Genomic DNA, 16,419 nt, shown 5'->3' on the forward strand with positions numbered 1-16,419 from the left:
TGGTTTTTGGCCCGAACACCGCACATACCGATTTGAATACCTGCGCGACGCGAGCAACCGCTTGCGACGCGAACCAACGAAGGACCCAGATATGAGCACCACGCTCGATTCCACTGTGAACGCACCGCTCGCCAACACGGCAAACCGTATGGATCACCTCGACTGGCTCGAAGCCGAGTCGATTCACATCCTGCGCGAACTGGTCGCTGAATGCAGCAAGCCCGCGCTGCTGTTTTCGGGTGGCAAGGATTCGGTCGTGGTGCTGCACCTCGCGCTGAAGGCTTTCGGCATTGGCGCGAATCGCAAGACCGTGCTGCCGTTCCCGCTCGTGCATATCGACACCGGCCATAACTACGAGGAAGTGATCGATTTCCGCGATCGTCGCGCGAAAGAGATTGGCGCTGAACTCGTGGTGGGCCACGTGGAAGATTCGATCAAACGCGGCACGGTGCGTCTGCGTCGTGAACTGGATTCGCGCAACGCCGCGCAAGCCGTGACGCTGCTCGAAACCATTGAACAGTACGGCTACACCGCGCTGATCGGCGGCGCGCGCCGCGACGAAGAAAAGGCCCGTGCGAAAGAACGGATTTTCTCGTTCCGCGACGAATTCGGCCAATGGGATCCGAAGGCACAGCGCCCGGAACTGTGGAGCCTGTATAACGCGCGTCTGCATAACGGCGAACACCTGCGCGTGTTCCCGATTTCGAACTGGACCGAACTCGACGTGTGGCAGTACATCGCTCGCGAACAGCTCGAACTGCCGTCGATCTACTACGCGCATCAACGGGAGATCGTGCGCCGTAATGGCCTGCTGGTGCCGGTTACGCCGCTCACGCCGATGCGTGAAGGCGAAGTCAGTGAAACCGCGCTGGTGCGCTTCCGTACCGTCGGCGACATTAGCTGCACCTGCCCGGTGGAAAGCGACGCGGACGATCTCGAGAAGATCATCGCCGAAACGGCCGTGACCGAAATCACGGAACGCGGCGCGACGCGGATGGACGACCAGGTCTCCGAAGCCGCCATGGAACAGCGTAAGAAGCAAGGTTATTTCTAAGCACACGAGGGCAATGCAATCATGAGTATTCATCAACCAGAAGACCTCGGCGTGCTGCGTTTCATTACCGCAGGTAGCGTCGACGATGGCAAGAGCACTTTGATCGGCCGCCTGCTGTACGACAGCAAGGCTGTGCTTTCAGACCAGCTCTCGGCGCTGTCGCGCGCGAAGAATAAGCGTACCGTCGGCGACGAAATCGATCTGTCGCTGCTGACGGACGGCCTCGAAGCCGAACGCGAGCAAGGCATCACGATCGATGTCGCGTACCGTTACTTCGCGACTGCGAAGCGCAAGTTCATCATCGCCGATACGCCGGGCCACGAGCAGTACACGCGCAACATGGTGACGGGCGCGTCGACCGCCCATGCGGCGATTATTCTCGTCGACGCAACGCGCGTGACTTTCGTCGATGGCGTGGCGCAACTGCTGCCGCAAACCAAGCGTCATAGCGCGATCGTCAAGCTGCTCGGTTTGCAGCACGCGATCGTCGCCATCAACAAGATGGACCTGGTCAATTACAGCGAGCAGCGTTTCAACGAGATTCGCGACGCGTATGTCGAACTCGCGCGTCAACTGGGCTTGAGCGACGTGCGTTTCGTGCCGGTGTCGGCGCTCAAGGGCGACAACATCGTGACGGCGAGCGAAAGCATGCCGTGGTACGCGGGCGAGCCATTGCTGGATCTGCTCGAAGCGTTGCCGGTGGAAGTGCCGACGGGTCAGGCGCTGCGCTTCCCGGTGCAATGGGTGGCGCGCCAGGACGGTAGCCAGGCCGACGATTTCCGCGGCTACATGGGCCGTGTCGAAGCCGGCGAAGTGAAGCTCGGCGATACGATTGTCGTGTTGCCGGCCAATCGCGAAGCGACGGTTGCGGAAATCATTGCGCCGGTGCCGGGCGGCACGGCCGCGGTGGACCGCGCGTTCGCAGGGCAAACGGTGACGATTCGTCTCGCGGAAGACGTCGACGTGTCGCGCGGCGACACCTTTGTGTTGCGTGAAGCGGCGCCGGAGCCGGCGAAGAAGCTGGAAGCCGATCTGTGCTGGTTCGATGACACGCCGCTGTCGACGCAACGCAAGTATTTGTTGAAGCAGACTACCAATACGGTGTTCGCGCGGATCGGTGCGATCAAGGAAGTGCTCGACGTGCACACGCTGTCGCAGGCGACCGATCGCAAGGATCTGACGATGAACGACATCGGCCGCGTGGCGCTGACGTTGCAGAAGCCGCTGGTGTGCGATGTCTACGACTCGCATCAGGGTACGGGTGCGTTCGTGCTGATCGACGAAGCGACGCACCACACCGTCGCTGCCGGGATGATCCGGGCGTTTTCGGCTTAAGCGGGCGAGGGCGCATGGTTCGCGCCCCAACCAACAGGTTGATTCAAATGGGTAAGGTTTATCTGATCGGCGCAGGGCCCGGCGCTGCGGACCTGATTACGGTACGCGGCGCGCGGCTGCTCGGCACCGCCGACGTGGTATTGCACGACGCGCTGGTCGAACCGGCCATGCTCGATTACGCGCCTGCGCATGCGCGGCGGATTGCGGTGGGCAAGCGCTGCGGGCAATTGTCGACAGCCCAGCAGTTCATCAACAAGCAGATCGTCGACGCCGCTTTGGAGCACGACGTGGTGGTGCGCCTGAAAGGCGGCGATCCGATGCTGTTCGGCCGCGCTGATGAGGAAATGCGGGCGCTTGAGGCTGCCGGTATCGAGTATGAGATTGTGCCTGGGATTACTGCTGCTCTGGCGAGTGCGGCTTCTTTGAAGCGGTCTTTGACGCTGCGGGGTGTATCGCGCAGTGTTGCACTGGCTACTTTTAGTCGGGCGCCTGGGTCTGATGAAATTCGCGAGCAGGTTAACGCGGATTCGCTGGTGTTTTATATGGGCCGGGATAGTGGCGTTGAGATTGCGCAGCAGTTGATTGAGGCCGGCAAGCCTGTTGCCACGCCGGTGGCGATTGTCGAAGCTTGCAGCACCGAGCGCGAGCGCATGCTGACGCTCACACTCGAAGAACTCGCAGCCGGCGACGCCCAGCGCTGGGTCGATGCATCGCAGCCGAGCCTGCTGATGATCGGCGACGCGTTTGCCGAGCGGCGGCTCGACGTGGTGCGTGCGGCCGACGGAATGCGGGTCGCCGCGTAAGCCATCGTCCCCGTCATCCGCCCCGCAACTCCCCCGGCCCTTTCCCTGTCCAGCGCTTGAGTGCCCGCCGGAAATTCGCCGGGTCGCTGAAGCCGAGCAGCATCGCGATGTCGTCGGTGCTCATCTTCGTGGTCTTCAGATATTCGGTGGCAAGCGAACAGCGCACGTCGTCGACGATCGCGACGAACGACGTGCCTTCGCTCTCCAGCCGTCGTCGTAACGTGCGGCTCGTCATCTTCAATGCTTGCGCGGCTTCTTCCATCCCCGGAAATTCGCCGGGCTTGCGCATCAGCATCTGATACACCTCCCCCGATACGCCGACCGAAGTCTTTGCCTGCCCGATCAGCCGGTCGCAGGTTTCCTGCAATAACGTGGCGGTGAGCCGGTGCGCGAGCTGCGGCTTCTGCTCGAGAATGCTGCTGTCGTAATGAAGCTCGCATTGCGGCTGATCGAAATAGCACGGACAGCCGAGGTATTCGCTGTAGATGTTCGCATGCGCGGGCGCCGGATAGGAAAAGCAGGCTTTGGTCGGCGGACAGCTTCGGCCCGCAACGTCCTGAAGATGCGTGACGTGCTGCATGAACTGTTGTTCGAGCAGGAACTGGCGCAGTTCGGGCGACGGACTGGAGATGAAAGCGTCCGGAAAGGTCCAGATGCCTTCGTCCGGATATTCGGTCCACTCGATCGTGAGCGTCGGCGTCGCAAGCTGGTGATACTTCACGCCCAGCCGGAAGTAATCGCGCAATGACAGGCAAGACATCAGCGCGTAACCGTACATCCCGTACGCGGACAGATGCAGCCGCGAGCCGGTGATGAACGGCGTCGCCGGACTGCATGACAGCAAGATCGCATTGCGGCACACGGCAACGTATTGCCGCACCGAAGTCAGCGCCGCCGCATCGTTGATCCGCTCGGCGTCCACACCGCTGCCTTTGAGGCAGTCCTCGGGCGCAATGCCCTGTTCGCCGAGCACTTCGACCAGCGCGGCGATCTTGTACGGTGCGTAAATACGCTCGTTCTGCAACGGCAGCTTCGACGGCATCGCTTCACCTCAGATTGTCCCGGAACAACATCCGTGTGTCCGAAAATGACCTTACGGGCGGGATCGTATCCCACTAACATCGGTATCACAACAGGCAGTTCATTCGTGGATCGCCGCCGATAAGGAGACACCCTTGCTCAGCCGCAAAGTCATTATTTCCTGCGCAGTGACCGGCGCGACGCATACGCCGTCGATGTCCGAATATCTCCCTCTGACGCCGGCGCAGATCGCTGCCCAGTCGATCGAAGCGGCCGAAGCCGGCGCCGCGATCCTGCATCTGCATGCGCGTAATCCCGCCGACGGCAAACCGACGCCTTCGCCCGAAGTGTTCCGGCAATTCGTGCCTGCGATCGTCGAGGCCACCGACGCGGTCATCAACATCACGACCGGCGGCAGCACGCGCATGACGCTCGCCGACCGGCTCGCCTACCCGCGCCTCGCGAAGCCGGAAATGTGCTCACTGAACATGGGCTCGATGAACTTCTCGATCCACCCGATCGCCGCGCGCATGCCGTCATGGCGCTATGACTGGGAGAAGGACTTCATCGAAGGGATGGAAGACACGATCTTCCGCAATACCTTCAAGGACATCAAAAGCATCCTGCTCGAACTGGGCGAGACCGGCACACGCTTCGAGTTCGAATGCTACGACGTCGGGCATCTGTACAACCTTGCGCATTTCGTCGACCAGGGTTTGATCAAGCCGCCGTTCTTCATTCAATCGGTATTCGGCATTCTCGGCGGACTCGGCGCGGACCCCGAGAACATGACGGTGATGCGTTCGACCGCCGACCGGCTGTTCGGCCGCGAAAACTACCAGTTCTCGATTCTCGGCGCAGGCCGTCATCAGATGGCGTTCGTGACGATGGGGGCGATCATGGGCGGCAACGTGCGCGTGGGCCTCGAAGACAGCGTGTATCTGTCCAAAGGCGTGAAAGCGGAAAGCAACGCGCAGCAGGTGCGCAAGATTCGCCGCATTCTCGAAGAGCTGTCGTTCGAGATCGCGACACCGGCCGAAGCGCGACAGATGCTCGGCCTCAAAGGTGCGGACAAGGTCAGCTTCTGAGCCGGCCCCCGCGCAATCCGCCGACCCGCTGAACCGGCGAGCCGGTCAAACCCAATCGATAAAAACAACAACACGCCTTCATAGGTGGAGACATCATGACAACCCAGAGCGCCGGCCTTGCCGGCAACGCGCTGCATCGCATCGCGACGCATAAGGCGATGCTGAGACTGATCCCGCTGATGTGCGTGATCTATTTCATGTCGTACCTCGACCGCACCAACGTGTCGCTCGCGAAGGCGCGGCTTGCCACCGATCTCGGCATCAGCGCGGCCGCGTACGGTCTCGGCGCGGGCATCTTCTTCATCGGCTATGCGCTGCTCGAAGTGCCGAGCAATCTGATCGCGCACCGGGTCGGGCCGCGTCGCTGGATCGCGCGGATCGCGGTGACGTGGGGCGCTCTCTCCGCGTCGATGATGTTCGTGCAGGGCGAGTGGTCGTTCTATGCGATCCGCGTGCTGCTCGGCATCGCCGAAGCGGGTCTATTCCCGGCGCTGATGTACATGGTGACGATGTGGTTCGCGCCGCAGGATCGCTCGGTGGCGGTGGGCTGGATCTACACCGCGCCCGCGCTGGCGCTCGTGATCGGCAATCCGCTGGGCGGCGCGTTCATGCAGATGGACGGCTTGGGCGGCCTGCACGGCTGGCAGTGGCTGTTCCTGCTCGAAGGCTTGCCGACCATCTTTGTGGGCATGTTTCTGTGGTTCAAGCTGCCGGAAAAGCCGTCCGACGCACGCTGGCTGTCCGCCGACGAAGCGCGTGCACTCGAAGCGCGCGCCGTGCCGGATGCCGCGCATCCGGGAATGTTCTCGCAAGACTGGGTCGCCGCGTTGAAGCGTCCGGCCACGATGCTGATCGGCCTGATCTACTTTCTGAACCAGGTCGCGTTCGTCGGGCTCGTCTTCTTCACGCCCGCGATGATTCAGCAGATGCATGTGCAATCGCCGCTAATGATCGGCGTGCTGTCGAGCAGTGTCGGGATCGGCTTTCTGCTCGGTGTGCTGGTGCTGCCGCGCATACATCGCCGGGTGACGAACGACTGTTTCTATCTGGGTGTGCTGACCCTGGGGCTGGTGATCAGCGCGATCCTGTTCATCTCGTCGAGCGTGCTGTCCGTGCAACTCCTGCTGTTCGTCGCGACCGCGTTCTTCGCGGGCGGCGTGTTGCCGCTCTACTGGGCGATCGCGATGAAGCGGCTGCACGGCATCCAGGCCGCGGCGGGACTCGCGTTCATCAACACGCTCGGCCTGATCGGCGGATTCGTCGGGCCGTATCTGTTCGGCCTCGCGGAAAGTGCGTCAGGTCATAGCGCGTCCGGGTTTTCGGTGGTCGTGGGCGCGTCGATTCTCGGCCTGGCCCTCGTGCCTTTGCTCGCGAAGGCGATTCAGTCAGAAGGACGCGCGGCGAGTCCCGCCGAACCGCTGTTGAACACTGAGTCATAACTGCAGCGCCATTCCGGCGCTGCCGATTACGAGAACAAACAATGAGATTGAATGGAAAGGTCACCATCGTGACGGGCGCGGGGCAGGGCATCGGCGCTGCGACCGCACTCAAATTCGCGAAAGAAGGCGCGCGCGTCGCGGTGTGCGACGTGAATCACGACGCGGTGTCTCAGGTCGCGGCCGCGTGCCACGCGGCGGGTTCGCAGGCGCTCTGCTTCACGCTCGACGTGACGAACCGCGCGGCGGTGGACGGCATGGTGGCTGACGTGCGTGAGCGGTTCCGGCAGATCGACGTGCTGGTGAACAACGCCGGCATCACGCGCGACGCGCGCCTGCAAAAGATGACGCTCCAGCAGTTCGACGACGTGATCGACGTGAACCTGCGCGGCGTGTTCCATGCGGCTCAGGCGGTCGTCGAAACAATGATCGCGCAGGGCTCGGGCGTGATCCTGAATGCGAGTTCCGTGGTCGGCCTGTACGGCAACTACGGGCAGACCAACTATGCGGCGGCGAAGTTCGGCGTGATCGGCTTTACGAAGACATGGAGCCGCGAACTGGGACCGAAGGGCATTCGCGTCAACGCGATTGCGCCGGGGTTCATCGACACACCGATTCTCTCGACCGTGCCGCGGGAAGTGCTCGCGAAAATGCGCGAGCAGGTGCCGCTGCGCCGGCTCGGCACGCCCGAGGAGATCGCCAATATCTACGCCTTTCTCGCGAGCGACGAAGCGAGCTATATCAACGGCGCCGTGATCGAAGCATCCGGCGGCATGACGCTTTAAACATTCGAGGACCTGCATGAAAACCATCGACCTTCTCAGACCTGCTGCCGGACTGCGCGTGCTGATTTCAGGCGCCGCGGCGGGCATCGGCGCGGCGATCGCGCAGGCGTTTCTGGATGTCGGCGCGAACGTCTATATCTGCGATGTCGATTCCGCCGCGATTGACCGCGCTAAAACCGCGCATCCGCAACTGCACGCCGGCGTCGCGGACGTGTCGGATAGCGCGCAGGTGGACCGCATCATCGACGACGCGCGCGCGAAGCTCGGCGGCCTCGATCTGCTGATCAACAACGCGGGCATTGCCGGACCCACCGGCGCGGTCGAAGACCTCGATCCGGCGGAGTGGGAGCGCACGATTGCCACGAACCTGAACAGCCAGTTCTATTTTCTGCGCAAGGCCGTGCCGCTGCTCAAGGAGACGTCGGCCAACCCGGGCATCATTGCGATGGCGTCGGTCGCGGGACGCCTCGGTTACGCGTTCCGTACGCCGTACGCGGCGACCAAATGGGCGATTGTCGGGATGGTCAAGTCGCTGGCCATCGAGCTTGGGCCGAACAACGTGCGCGTGAACGCGATCTTGCCGGGCGTCGTGGAAGGCGAACGGATGGACCGTGTGATTTCTGCACGCGCCGAGTCGCTCGGAATCGGCTTCGATCAGATGAAGGGCGAATATCTGCAGAAAATTTCGCTGCGACGGATGGTGACCGTGCACGATGTCGCCGCGATGGCGCTGTTCCTCGCTTCGCCGGCGGGGCAAAACATCTCGGGGCAGGCAATCAGCGTCGACGGGAACGTCGAATATCTTTGAGCGGTGAAGCGGGGCCGCTACGAGGCGAAGTGCCTGAAGGAGTAGGGGCGCTTTTCTTTAGCAGCGGTTTGCAGGCGTTATCCAGCCTGGCGCTGGCAATACTGCGCGACCGCATCGAGAACCGCTTCGTCCTCGCCGACCGCCGTTGCGCAGTCGATCCGCACGTCCGGCTGCGCCTCACGGCAGCGCTCGATCAGTTCGGGCAAATCCTTCCTGATATGCCCCCCTTGCCCGAAGAACACGGGCACCACGGTAATCACATCGCAGCCCTGAGCCACGAGTTGAGCCACCGCCGTAGGGAGACTCGGTTCCATCAATTCGAGAAATGCCAGGGAGACCGGGCCGGCTGTCTCGTCCGTTGCACGCAACGCGCGCAGCTTTTCAGCGAGCCTCTCAAACGGCTCGCGCCAGCGCGGGTCCCTTGCGCCATGGCCAAACAGAACCAGCCCTTGCGTAGCCATTTCATCAGCTCCTAATGCCGATCAACCCACTTCAACCCAACCAACCCAAGCACCAGATAAACCAACCCAGGCGTAGCCGCAGTCAAAGGAGCAGGCCAGGTATTCAACGTGCCGATATGCGAGAACAAGGTGTTGAACAACTGAAAACTCATCCCCAGCATGATCCCGCCGAAAACCTTCATCCCGACGACACCAGCCCGCGTATGCAAATACGCAAACGGCAACGACAAGACCAGCATCACGAACACAGCAAACGGATACAGCAACTTGCGCCACAACGCAATTTCATACCGCTGCGTATCCTGATGATTCTCAGTCAAATGCTGGATATACCGGAACAGATTGAACATCGACATCCGATCCGGCGACACCAGCAGCACCGACAGAATTTGCGGCGTCAATTCCGAGCGCAGCGAATACTCCGGCATCGCGACTTCCTTCGCCCGATACACCGGATTCAGCGCATCGGCGGGCGTGCCTGGAGGAGGGGGCACGTCAATCAATTGCGTATCGGTCACGCCTGTCAACTGCCAATGACCCGGCGGCTGATACTTGCCACTCTTCGCGGTCCGCACATTGGAGAGCCGGAACTTCGAATCGAATTCATAAATGCGCACGTTGCTGATCGTCGCATCCGGCTTCAATTCGCCGACGTTCACGAAGCGCGTCACCTGCTCGCCGTCCGCGCGCGCCGTGAGCGTATCTTTCACCCACACGCCCGACTCAAAATTGCTCGACACCGAGGACCCGAGCGCCTCGAGCCGCACACGCTCCGACAACTGATCCGTATAAGGCCCGACCACCTCGCCAATCAGATAAGTCAGCAAAACCAGCGGAATGCCGATCTTCAACAGCGAACGCAAAGCCTGATTCGTAGCGAGCCCGGACACGCGGAAAATCGTGTACTCGGAGTTTGCCGCCATCTGCGCGAACACATAAATCGCGCTGATCAACGCCGCGACCGGAATAATTTCGTAGAAGCGCGACGGTGTTTGCAACGCAACCCGCAACACCGCGTACTGGAATTTGTAGTTGCCGTGCCCAACCGAATTCAATTCGTTGATCAGGTCAAAGAAGAAGAACAGACCTGAAAAAGCAAACAGAATGAAGATGAACGTGAGATAGATCTGACGCGCGAAGTACCTTTCATAGATGCGCATCGGTCAGGCTCCCTGCGAACGGCTGAACATCGCTCGCGTGAAGAGCGGCCGGTTGCGCACGCGCAGCCAGAAAATAAACGTGACGATCGCCGCGACGATCACGTGCAGACCCACCAGTCCGACCGGGAACGACATCTTGCCCTGCTCGATCCACGACTGCACCACGTTCAACAGATTCGAATACGTTAGATAGATCAGCACGGCCATCACGAGATTGATGGTGCGGCTGCGCCGCGGATTCTGGTGCGCGAGCGGAATGGCCAGCAGCATCAGATTGATCGCGATGAGCGGTAGCCCCGCACGCCACGCGAATTCGGCGAGATTGTCGTTGGTCGGGTTGCGCAGCAGCGTGAGCGTGGGCGTGCCGGTCGTACTGGGCGTATTGACGACCGGCTGGCTCTGGATCTTCACGCCATAGCGTTCGAACTCCATGATGCGGAAATCGGGCTGCCCCGGCTGGCCGTCGTAACGGCGGCCATTTTCCAGCACGACGAAGCGATCGCCGTTCTTACGCGTTTCCGTATGGCCGGTCTTCGACACGACCACGTTGACCTTGCCGTTCTCCGTGCTGGTCACGAACACGTTTTCCACGCGCGCCTGGTCGGGCGACATCTTCTCGATGAAGAATACGCGGTGGCTGGTGGCCGATTCGCGGAACTGCCCCGGCGCGAGCAGCGAGACCTCGTCGCGTTGCTGGAAGCGCGCGCGGATCAGCTTGCTCTGCTGGTTCGACCACGGCCAGCCGACGAACACGAAGAACATGATGAGGATGATGATCGGCGTGGCAAAAATGCCGATCGGCTTGATGAAGCGCGTCAGACTGACACCCGAAGAGAGCCACACGACCATCTCGGAGTCTTTGTACCAACGGGTCAGGACGAACAGGATCGACACGAACAGGGTCGCGACGAGCATGATCGCCAGGTAGCCGATCACGGTCAGGCCGATCAGGACCAGCACGTCGCGCGGGTCGATCTCGCCCGAGGCTGCGAAGCCGACGATGCGGATCATCATCGTCGTCAGCACGAGCGTGAGGAGAACCATGAACACGGCACCAGCCGTATACGCGAGTTCGCGCTGGAGGGAGCGTTCGAAGATCATTATTGATGATGAGAGGGGGCGCTCTCAGTGGCGCACGGGTTGCTTCCCGTCACACCTCCGGTGCAGCCGCCGCAGGAAAAATAGCGGATAATTGCGGCTTTCATCCTAAGCCCAGATTTTATCCGAGGACAAGCGCGATGGACTTTAGCATAAAAGCCTGTGATTGGACCAAAGGCTCGTCAAACGGTTTCCTGACTGGGAAATCCGATTGCATCGTAATCGGCGTGTTCGAGTCGCAAACCCTGTCGGGCGCGGCTCTTGAGATCGACGAGGCCACCCGCGGCCTGCTGACCCGCATCATCAAGGCCGGCGACATGGACGGCAAGGCCGGCACCACGCTGTTCCTGCATGAAGTGTCGGGCATCGGCGCGTCCCGCGTGCTGCTGGTCGGCCTCGGCAAGCAGGACGCTTTCAACCAGAAAGCCTACGGCGACGCCGTGCGGGCCGCCTGGCGCGCGCTGCTCGGCACCAAGATCGTCCAGGTCACCTTCACGCTGGCGCAACTGCCGATCCTCGAACGCACGGCCGATTGGGGCGTGCGCGCCGCGATCCTCGCGCTGCGCGAGCTGACCTACAAGTTCACGCAGATGAAGAGCAAGCCGGATAATTCGGTGCGCGCCTTGAAGCGCATTGTCTTCAGCGTCAATACCGGCGACGAGAAGACCGCCAAGCTGGCCGCGAAGCAGGGCGCCGCGCTCGCCAACGGCATGGACCTGACGCGCGACCTCGGCAATCTGCCGAGCAATGTCTGCACGCCGACCTACCTCGCCAACACCGCCAGGAAGCTCGCCAAAGACTGGAAGCTGAAGGTCGAAGTGCTGGGCGAAAAGCAGTGCGAAGCGCTCAAGATGGGCTCGTTCCTGTCGGTCACGGCCGGCTCGGTCGAACCGGCGCAGTTCATCGTGCTGCAGTACCAGGGCGGCGCCGCGAAAGCCGCGCCGGTGGTGCTGGTCGGCAAGGGCGTGACGTTCGACACGGGCGGCATTTCGCTGAAACCCGGCGAAGGCATGGACGAGATGAAGTACGACATGTGCGGCGCCGGTTCGGTGCTGGGCACGTTGCGCGCCGTCGCTGAAATGGGCTTGAAAATCAATGTGGTCGGCATCATTCCGGCGGTTGAGAACATGCCGTCGGCCACGGCCACCAAGCCGGGCGACATCGTCACCAGCATGAAGGGCTTGACGATCGAAGTGCTGAACACGGACGCCGAAGGCCGTCTGATCCTGTGCGACGCGCTGACCTACGCCGAGCGCTTCAAGCCGGCCGCGGTGATCGACATCGCCACGCTCACGGGCGCGTGCATCATCGCGCTGGGCCACCACAACAGCGGCCTGTTCTCGAAAGACGACGCGCTGGCGGGCGAGCTGCTCGACGCATCGCGTGAAGCGTCCGACCCGGCCTGGCGCCTGCCGCTCGACGACGAGTATCAGGACCAGCTCAAGTCGAACTTCGCGGATCTGGCCAACATCGGCGGCCGTCCGGCAGGCAGCGTGACGGCGGCGTGCTTCCTGTCGCGCTTCACCGAAGCCTATCCGTGGGCGCATCTGGATATCGCGGGCACAGCGTGGAAGAGCGGTGCGGCGAAGGGTGCGACAGGCCGTCCGGTGCCATTGCTCGCGCAGTTCCTGATCGACAGGGCCGCTGACGGTCGCGCCGCGCAATGACGCATTGCAGTAACGGTGCGGGCGCGGCTGCGAATGCAGCCGCCAGGCGGAGCCGCCGATGACGAGAATCGACTTTCACTCGAACGTCGGCGATTCGCTGCTGTATGCGTGCCGCCTGATCCGCAAGGCGTATCAGGCGGGCCAGCCGACCATCGTGCTGGCCGAGCCCGCGCGCCTGAAGGCCTTCGACGAACAGTTGTGGACCTTCGCGCCGCTCGACTTCGTGCCGCACTGCATGGCGGGCACGCCGCTCGCCGCGCAAACGCCGATCGTGCTCACTTCCAGCCTCGACGATGTGCCGCATCATCAGGTGCTGCTCAATCTGGGCGCCACGGTGCCGGCGCAATTCGCGCGCTTCGAAAGATTGCTGGAAGTGGTCGGTAACGCACACGAGGAACTCGCGGCGGGCCGCGAACGCTATCGCTTCTATCGCGATCGCGGCTATGCTCTGAACAACTACAAGCAAGGCAGCTAGGTCCCATTCGGTCCGCGTCGCGTGTGTCGGGTCTCAGGCATTCGGCGCACGCGGGCTGCTTCAGCTTCGACTCAAACACGGAGAGTGCACGTGTCCGATCCCAACGACGATTCGATCCCGGTTCTGCACGAGGTTCTCGTGCAGGGTCATCCTGTGCAGCCGCAGCAAACGTCGAGCGATGCGGCCAAACTGGACGGCCCGCGCGAACCCAGTTTCAAGGCGGAGCCCGTGCTCGCGCCGCAGCCGGTGCTGACGCCGGAGCAGGTGAGGTCGGCGGAACCGGTGCTCGCGGCGCAGCCGCTGCACGCACAGGAACCGACCTTCGCAGCGCAGCCGGCGGTGGCGCCGCAACCGGCCGATCCGCGGCAAGCGGCCGACCATCACCATCCAAAGAAGCGTTCGCGCTCGCACCAGGCCGCCGAACCGCGGCATGCGCATGACCACGCATTCGCGACGTCGGCGGGCGTGTTCGATCGGGCCGAGCCGATTACGCCGCTCGAGGCGGGCTCGACTGTACCGCCGGATATCGCGCGCGAAGGCGCGGGCGAGCCGCCTGTGGATCTCGATCTGGATGCCGACGTCATCGCCGAACGTCTGCGCCGACGCATCGCGGGTTTCCTGGCAGGCGACGGGCGCAGCGTAATCGAGGAACGTTGTCGCGAAACCTTGCACGCGCACACGGGGTGGCTCATCGACCAGATCACGCGCGAAGTGGCGCTCACGCTGGAGAATGAGATGACGAGCTGGGTGCGGGAAGCGGTGGTGGAAGAGATCGCGCGGCGCGCCTCAGGCAGCGCGTGATCCTATGAGATGAAGCGCGGGCGCGCCAAGCGGCGCTCGCGCGCAGCGCTCCTCGCCTGAACAGGCTTATTTGAGCGTGAGCACCCAGCTTGCGAGCGTAGCTGCCTGATCGGGCGTGAGTTGCGTATTCGCGGGCATCGGCACCTCACCCCATACGCCCGTGCTGCCATCCAGAATCTTGTGCTTCACATAAGTGGCGGCGTCTTCGCGGCCGGCATATTTCGCCGCGACATCATGCAGCGCCGGTCCCATGAAGGAACGCGCGACCGAGTGGCAACTCATGCAGTTCTGCTGCTGGGCCAGCGCGAGGCCCGCGGCCTCGGCGTGCGCCGCCGGGCTGCCGGCACTCAACGCGGCGCCCAGCACGACGGCCGCTGCAAGCGCTGTGTGCGACTTTGATTTCATTCTGGTCTCCGTCGGTGCAAGCGCCCGACTTGTGGTGCCAGCATTATAAAAGGAAAGGGGCGCACGGTTTTCCGTGCGCCCCTTTCGCTTTTACGTAGCTTTAGGCCTTTTCACAGGCGGGTCGCCGCGATACCGGACGACTTGCGTTCATCACGCTAACCATAGCCATAGCCGTCGCTCAGCCCGTTATCGCCCCCTTGTTGGCCGGCTGTGCCAACGCGAAGTACTTCGCCATCACGCCACGCGTGTAACGCGGCTTCGGCTGCTGCCATGCGGCGCGGCGCCGCTCCAGTTCGGCGTCGTCGATATTCAGTTGCAGCAGCAGCTTGTGCGCGTCGATCGTGATCGAGTCGTCTTCCTGCACGAACGCGATCGTGCCGCCCACGAAGGCCTCCGGCGCGACGTGACCGACCACCATGCCCCACGTGCCGCCCGAGAAGCGGCCGTCGGTGATCAGCCCGACGCTTTCGCCGAGACCCTTGCCGATGATCGCCGAGGTCGGCGCGAGCATCTCCGGCATGCCGGGGCCGCCCTTGGGGCCGAGGTAGCGCAGCACCACGACGTCACCGGCCACGATCTTGTCGGACAGAATCGCTTCGAGCGCGCTTTGCTCGTCGTCGAACACGCGCGCCGGACCGGTGATAACCGGGTTCTTCAGGCCGGTGATCTTGGCGACCGCGCCGTCGACGGCCAGGTTGCCCTTCAGGATCGCAAGGTGGCCTTCCTTGTAGAGCGCCTTGTCGATCGGGAAAATCACCTGCTGATCGGCGCGCGGCTTGCCCGGCACGTCCTTCAATTCTTCGGCGATGGTCCTGCCGGTGATCGTGATGCAATCGCCGTGCAGCATGCCCGCGTCGAGCAGGATCTTCATGACTTGCGGAATGCCGCCGGCCTTGTGCAGGTCAGTGGCCACGAACTGACCTGAAGGCTTCAGATTGCAGATCACCGGCACCTTCTTGCGCATGCGCTCGAAGTCGTCGATGCTCCACTCCACTTCGGCCGCGTGGGCGATCGCGAGGAAGTGCAGCACGGCGTTGGTCGAGCCGCCGGTGGCCATGATCACGGCCACGGCGTTTTCGATCGACTTCTTCGTGACGATGTCGCGCGGCTTCAGATCCTTCTTGACCGCTTCGACCAGCACGCGGGCCGATTCGGCCGCCGAGTCGACCTTTTCCTGATCCGGATTGGCCATCGTCGACGAATACAGCAGCGACATGCCCAGCGCCTCGAACGACGAGCTCATGGTGTTGGCGGTGTACATGCCGCCGCACGAACCCGTGGACGGGCACGCGTTCTGTTCGATCCCGTCGAAATCTTCCTGCGACATCCGGCCGGCCGTGAACTCGCCCACGGCTTCGAACGACGACACGATGGTCAGGTCGGTGCCCTTCCAGTTGCCCGGACGGATCGTGCCGCCGTACACGTAGATGCTCGGCACATTGGTGCGCAGCATGCCGATCATGCCGCCCGGCATGTTCTTGTCGCAGCCGCCGATCACGACCACGCCGTCCATCCACTGACCTTGCACGCAGGTCTCGATGCAGTCGGAGATGACTTCGCGCGACACGAGCGAGTACTTCATGCCTTCGGTGCCCATCGACATGCCGTCCGAGATGGTCGGCGTGCCGAAGATCTGCGGATTGGCGTCGGCGCCCTTAATCGCGGCGACGGCGGCATCGGCGAGACGCTGCAAGCCGGCGTTGCACGGCGTGATGGTCGAATGGCCGTTGGCGATGCCGATCATCGGCTTGTCGAAGTCGGCCTTCTCGTAGCCGAGCGCGTAGTACATGGAGCGATTCGGCGAGCGCGCCACGCCCTGCGTGATGTTCTTCGAACGACGGTTGTATGCCATGGGGGAGCTCCTGTCCTTTTGTTTTGATCCGCACCGCGCTGCGGGTTTCAGTCGCGCCGGCGTGGGCTGCCGGCGGCATCCGTCCAGTGTAGACCGGCGTGCCGCGCAACGACGCAGTTTTGCGATGCGCGCGTCCAATGTATTATTCGTGGCCCATTAGGTCGTAAAATG

At 62.6% G+C, this 16,419-nt stretch carries 16 protein-coding genes; 10 read left to right on the forward strand and 6 right to left on the reverse strand.

The window, feature by feature from the left end; all coding sequences use genetic code 11:
* The first annotated feature begins 91 nt into the window (after window positions 1-91).
* Genes cysD through cobA form a run of 3 tightly spaced genes read left to right on the forward strand, consistent with a single transcriptional unit; the run spans window position 92 to window position 3,192 of the window.
* Window positions 92-1,054, forward strand: a complete 963-nt coding sequence (cysD, locus tag B0G73_RS08745) for a sulfate adenylyltransferase subunit CysD (RefSeq protein WP_106279842.1) — start codon at window positions 92-94, stop codon at window positions 1,052-1,054.
* Window positions 1,055-1,072: 18 nt separating this feature from the next.
* Complete coding sequence (locus tag B0G73_RS08750; protein WP_106279844.1) at window positions 1,073-2,389, forward strand: sulfate adenylyltransferase subunit 1; 1,317 nt, start codon at window positions 1,073-1,075, stop codon at window positions 2,387-2,389.
* A gap of 47 nt (window positions 2,390-2,436) precedes the next feature.
* Window positions 2,437-3,192, forward strand: a complete 756-nt coding sequence (gene cobA, locus B0G73_RS08755; protein ID WP_106279846.1) for a uroporphyrinogen-III C-methyltransferase — start codon at window positions 2,437-2,439, stop codon at window positions 3,190-3,192.
* 13 nt (window positions 3,193-3,205) lie between these two features.
* On the opposite strand, the gene B0G73_RS08760 is transcribed toward cobA, so the two are convergent.
* Window positions 3,206-4,234 carry an AraC family transcriptional regulator gene (locus tag B0G73_RS08760; RefSeq protein ID WP_106279848.1) on the reverse strand — a complete coding sequence of 343 codons (1,029 nt, stop codon included), beginning with the start codon at window positions 4,232-4,234 and terminating at the stop codon, window positions 3,206-3,208.
* A gap of 133 nt (window positions 4,235-4,367) precedes the next feature.
* Here B0G73_RS08760 and B0G73_RS08765 point away from each other — a divergent pair, with 133 nt between their 5' ends.
* The 4 genes from B0G73_RS08765 (at window position 4,368) to B0G73_RS08780 (ending at window position 8,329) form a co-directional block, all read left to right on the forward strand.
* Window positions 4,368-5,300, forward strand: coding sequence for a 3-keto-5-aminohexanoate cleavage protein (locus tag B0G73_RS08765; RefSeq protein ID WP_106279849.1), 933 nt, complete (start codon window positions 4,368-4,370; stop codon window positions 5,298-5,300).
* A gap of 95 nt (window positions 5,301-5,395) precedes the next feature.
* A complete protein-coding gene (locus tag B0G73_RS08770) occupies window positions 5,396-6,739 on the forward strand; it encodes an MFS transporter (RefSeq protein ID WP_106279851.1) in 1,344 nt (447 codons plus the stop codon).
* A 41-nt stretch (window positions 6,740-6,780) separates the two neighbouring features.
* A complete protein-coding gene (gene fabG / locus B0G73_RS08775) occupies window positions 6,781-7,521 on the forward strand; it encodes a 3-oxoacyl-ACP reductase FabG (RefSeq protein ID WP_106279853.1) in 741 nt (246 codons plus the stop codon).
* Window positions 7,522-7,537: 16 nt separating this feature from the next.
* Window positions 7,538-8,329: an SDR family oxidoreductase gene (locus B0G73_RS08780; RefSeq protein ID WP_106279855.1), complete on the forward strand. Its 792-nt coding sequence runs from the start codon at window positions 7,538-7,540 to the stop codon at window positions 8,327-8,329.
* Window positions 8,330-8,406: 77 nt separating this feature from the next.
* Here the strand turns inward: B0G73_RS08780 and B0G73_RS08785 are convergent, their stop codons facing one another.
* From B0G73_RS08785 to lptF, 3 genes are read right to left on the reverse strand one after another with little or no spacing between them, the layout of a single operon-like run.
* The gene (locus B0G73_RS08785; RefSeq protein WP_106279857.1) at window positions 8,407-8,790 is read right to left on the reverse strand and encodes a sirohydrochlorin chelatase; all 384 of its coding nucleotides are present in this window, start codon (window positions 8,788-8,790) and stop codon (window positions 8,407-8,409) included.
* An 11-nt stretch (window positions 8,791-8,801) separates the two neighbouring features.
* Window positions 8,802-9,950, reverse strand: coding sequence for an LPS export ABC transporter permease LptG (lptG, locus tag B0G73_RS08790; protein WP_106279858.1), 1,149 nt, complete (start codon window positions 9,948-9,950; stop codon window positions 8,802-8,804).
* Window positions 9,951-9,953: 3 nt separating this feature from the next.
* Complete coding sequence (gene lptF, locus B0G73_RS08795; protein ID WP_106279860.1) at window positions 9,954-11,051, reverse strand: LPS export ABC transporter permease LptF; 1,098 nt, start codon at window positions 11,049-11,051, stop codon at window positions 9,954-9,956.
* A 137-nt stretch (window positions 11,052-11,188) separates the two neighbouring features.
* Here lptF and B0G73_RS08800 point away from each other — a divergent pair, with 137 nt between their 5' ends.
* The 3 genes from B0G73_RS08800 to B0G73_RS08810 all read left to right on the forward strand — a co-directional run bounded on the left by B0G73_RS08800 (window position 11,189) and on the right by B0G73_RS08810 (window position 13,991).
* Entirely contained in the window at window positions 11,189-12,715 is a 1,527-nt protein-coding gene (locus B0G73_RS08800) for a leucyl aminopeptidase (protein ID WP_106279861.1), read from the forward strand.
* A 58-nt stretch (window positions 12,716-12,773) separates the two neighbouring features.
* On the forward strand, window positions 12,774-13,190 hold the full coding sequence (locus tag B0G73_RS08805; protein ID WP_106279863.1) for a DNA polymerase III subunit chi: 417 nt from the start codon (window positions 12,774-12,776) through the stop codon (window positions 13,188-13,190).
* A gap of 90 nt (window positions 13,191-13,280) precedes the next feature.
* Window positions 13,281-13,991, forward strand: coding sequence for a DUF2486 family protein (locus B0G73_RS08810; RefSeq protein WP_106279865.1), 711 nt, complete (start codon window positions 13,281-13,283; stop codon window positions 13,989-13,991).
* A 66-nt stretch (window positions 13,992-14,057) separates the two neighbouring features.
* Here B0G73_RS08810 and B0G73_RS08815 read toward each other — a convergent pair whose 3' ends face one another.
* Both B0G73_RS08815 and ilvD read right to left on the reverse strand, forming a co-directional pair.
* Window positions 14,058-14,396, reverse strand: a complete 339-nt coding sequence (locus B0G73_RS08815; RefSeq protein WP_106279866.1) for a c-type cytochrome — start codon at window positions 14,394-14,396, stop codon at window positions 14,058-14,060.
* A gap of 178 nt (window positions 14,397-14,574) precedes the next feature.
* A complete protein-coding gene (gene ilvD / locus B0G73_RS08820; RefSeq protein ID WP_106279868.1) occupies window positions 14,575-16,248 on the reverse strand; it encodes a dihydroxy-acid dehydratase in 1,674 nt (557 codons plus the stop codon).
* Between the last annotated feature and the right edge of the window lie 171 nt (window positions 16,249-16,419).

The organism is Paraburkholderia sp. BL25I1N1 (assembly GCF_003002025.1).
Lineage (GTDB): Bacteria > Pseudomonadota > Gammaproteobacteria > Burkholderiales > Burkholderiaceae > Paraburkholderia.

Excerpts from the sequence above, each read along its gene's own strand:
- lptF (WP_106279860.1), bottom strand. The coding sequence starts at position 11,051 with ATGATCTTCGAACGCTCCCTCCAGCGCGAACTCGCGTATACGGCTGGT.
- cysD (WP_106279842.1), top strand. The coding sequence starts at position 92 with ATGAGCACCACGCTCGATTCCACTGTGAACGCACCGCTCGCCAACACG.
- fabG (WP_106279853.1), top strand. The coding sequence starts at position 6,781 with ATGAGATTGAATGGAAAGGTCACCATCGTGACGGGCGCGGGGCAGGGC.
- B0G73_RS08805 (WP_106279863.1), top strand. The coding sequence starts at position 12,774 with ATGACGAGAATCGACTTTCACTCGAACGTCGGCGATTCGCTGCTGTAT.
- B0G73_RS08760 (WP_106279848.1), bottom strand. The coding sequence starts at position 4,234 with ATGCCGTCGAAGCTGCCGTTGCAGAACGAGCGTATTTACGCACCGTAC.
- ilvD (WP_106279868.1), bottom strand. The coding sequence starts at position 16,248 with ATGGCATACAACCGTCGTTCGAAGAACATCACGCAGGGCGTGGCGCGC.
- B0G73_RS08815 (WP_106279866.1), bottom strand. The coding sequence starts at position 14,396 with ATGAAATCAAAGTCGCACACAGCGCTTGCAGCGGCCGTCGTGCTGGGC.
- cobA (WP_106279846.1), top strand. The coding sequence starts at position 2,437 with ATGGGTAAGGTTTATCTGATCGGCGCAGGGCCCGGCGCTGCGGACCTG.
- B0G73_RS08785 (WP_106279857.1), bottom strand. The coding sequence starts at position 8,790 with ATGGCTACGCAAGGGCTGGTTCTGTTTGGCCATGGCGCAAGGGACCCG.
- B0G73_RS08800 (WP_106279861.1), top strand. The coding sequence starts at position 11,189 with ATGGACTTTAGCATAAAAGCCTGTGATTGGACCAAAGGCTCGTCAAAC.
- lptG (WP_106279858.1), bottom strand. The coding sequence starts at position 9,950 with ATGCGCATCTATGAAAGGTACTTCGCGCGTCAGATCTATCTCACGTTC.
- B0G73_RS08780 (WP_106279855.1), top strand. The coding sequence starts at position 7,538 with ATGAAAACCATCGACCTTCTCAGACCTGCTGCCGGACTGCGCGTGCTG.
- B0G73_RS08770 (WP_106279851.1), top strand. The coding sequence starts at position 5,396 with ATGACAACCCAGAGCGCCGGCCTTGCCGGCAACGCGCTGCATCGCATC.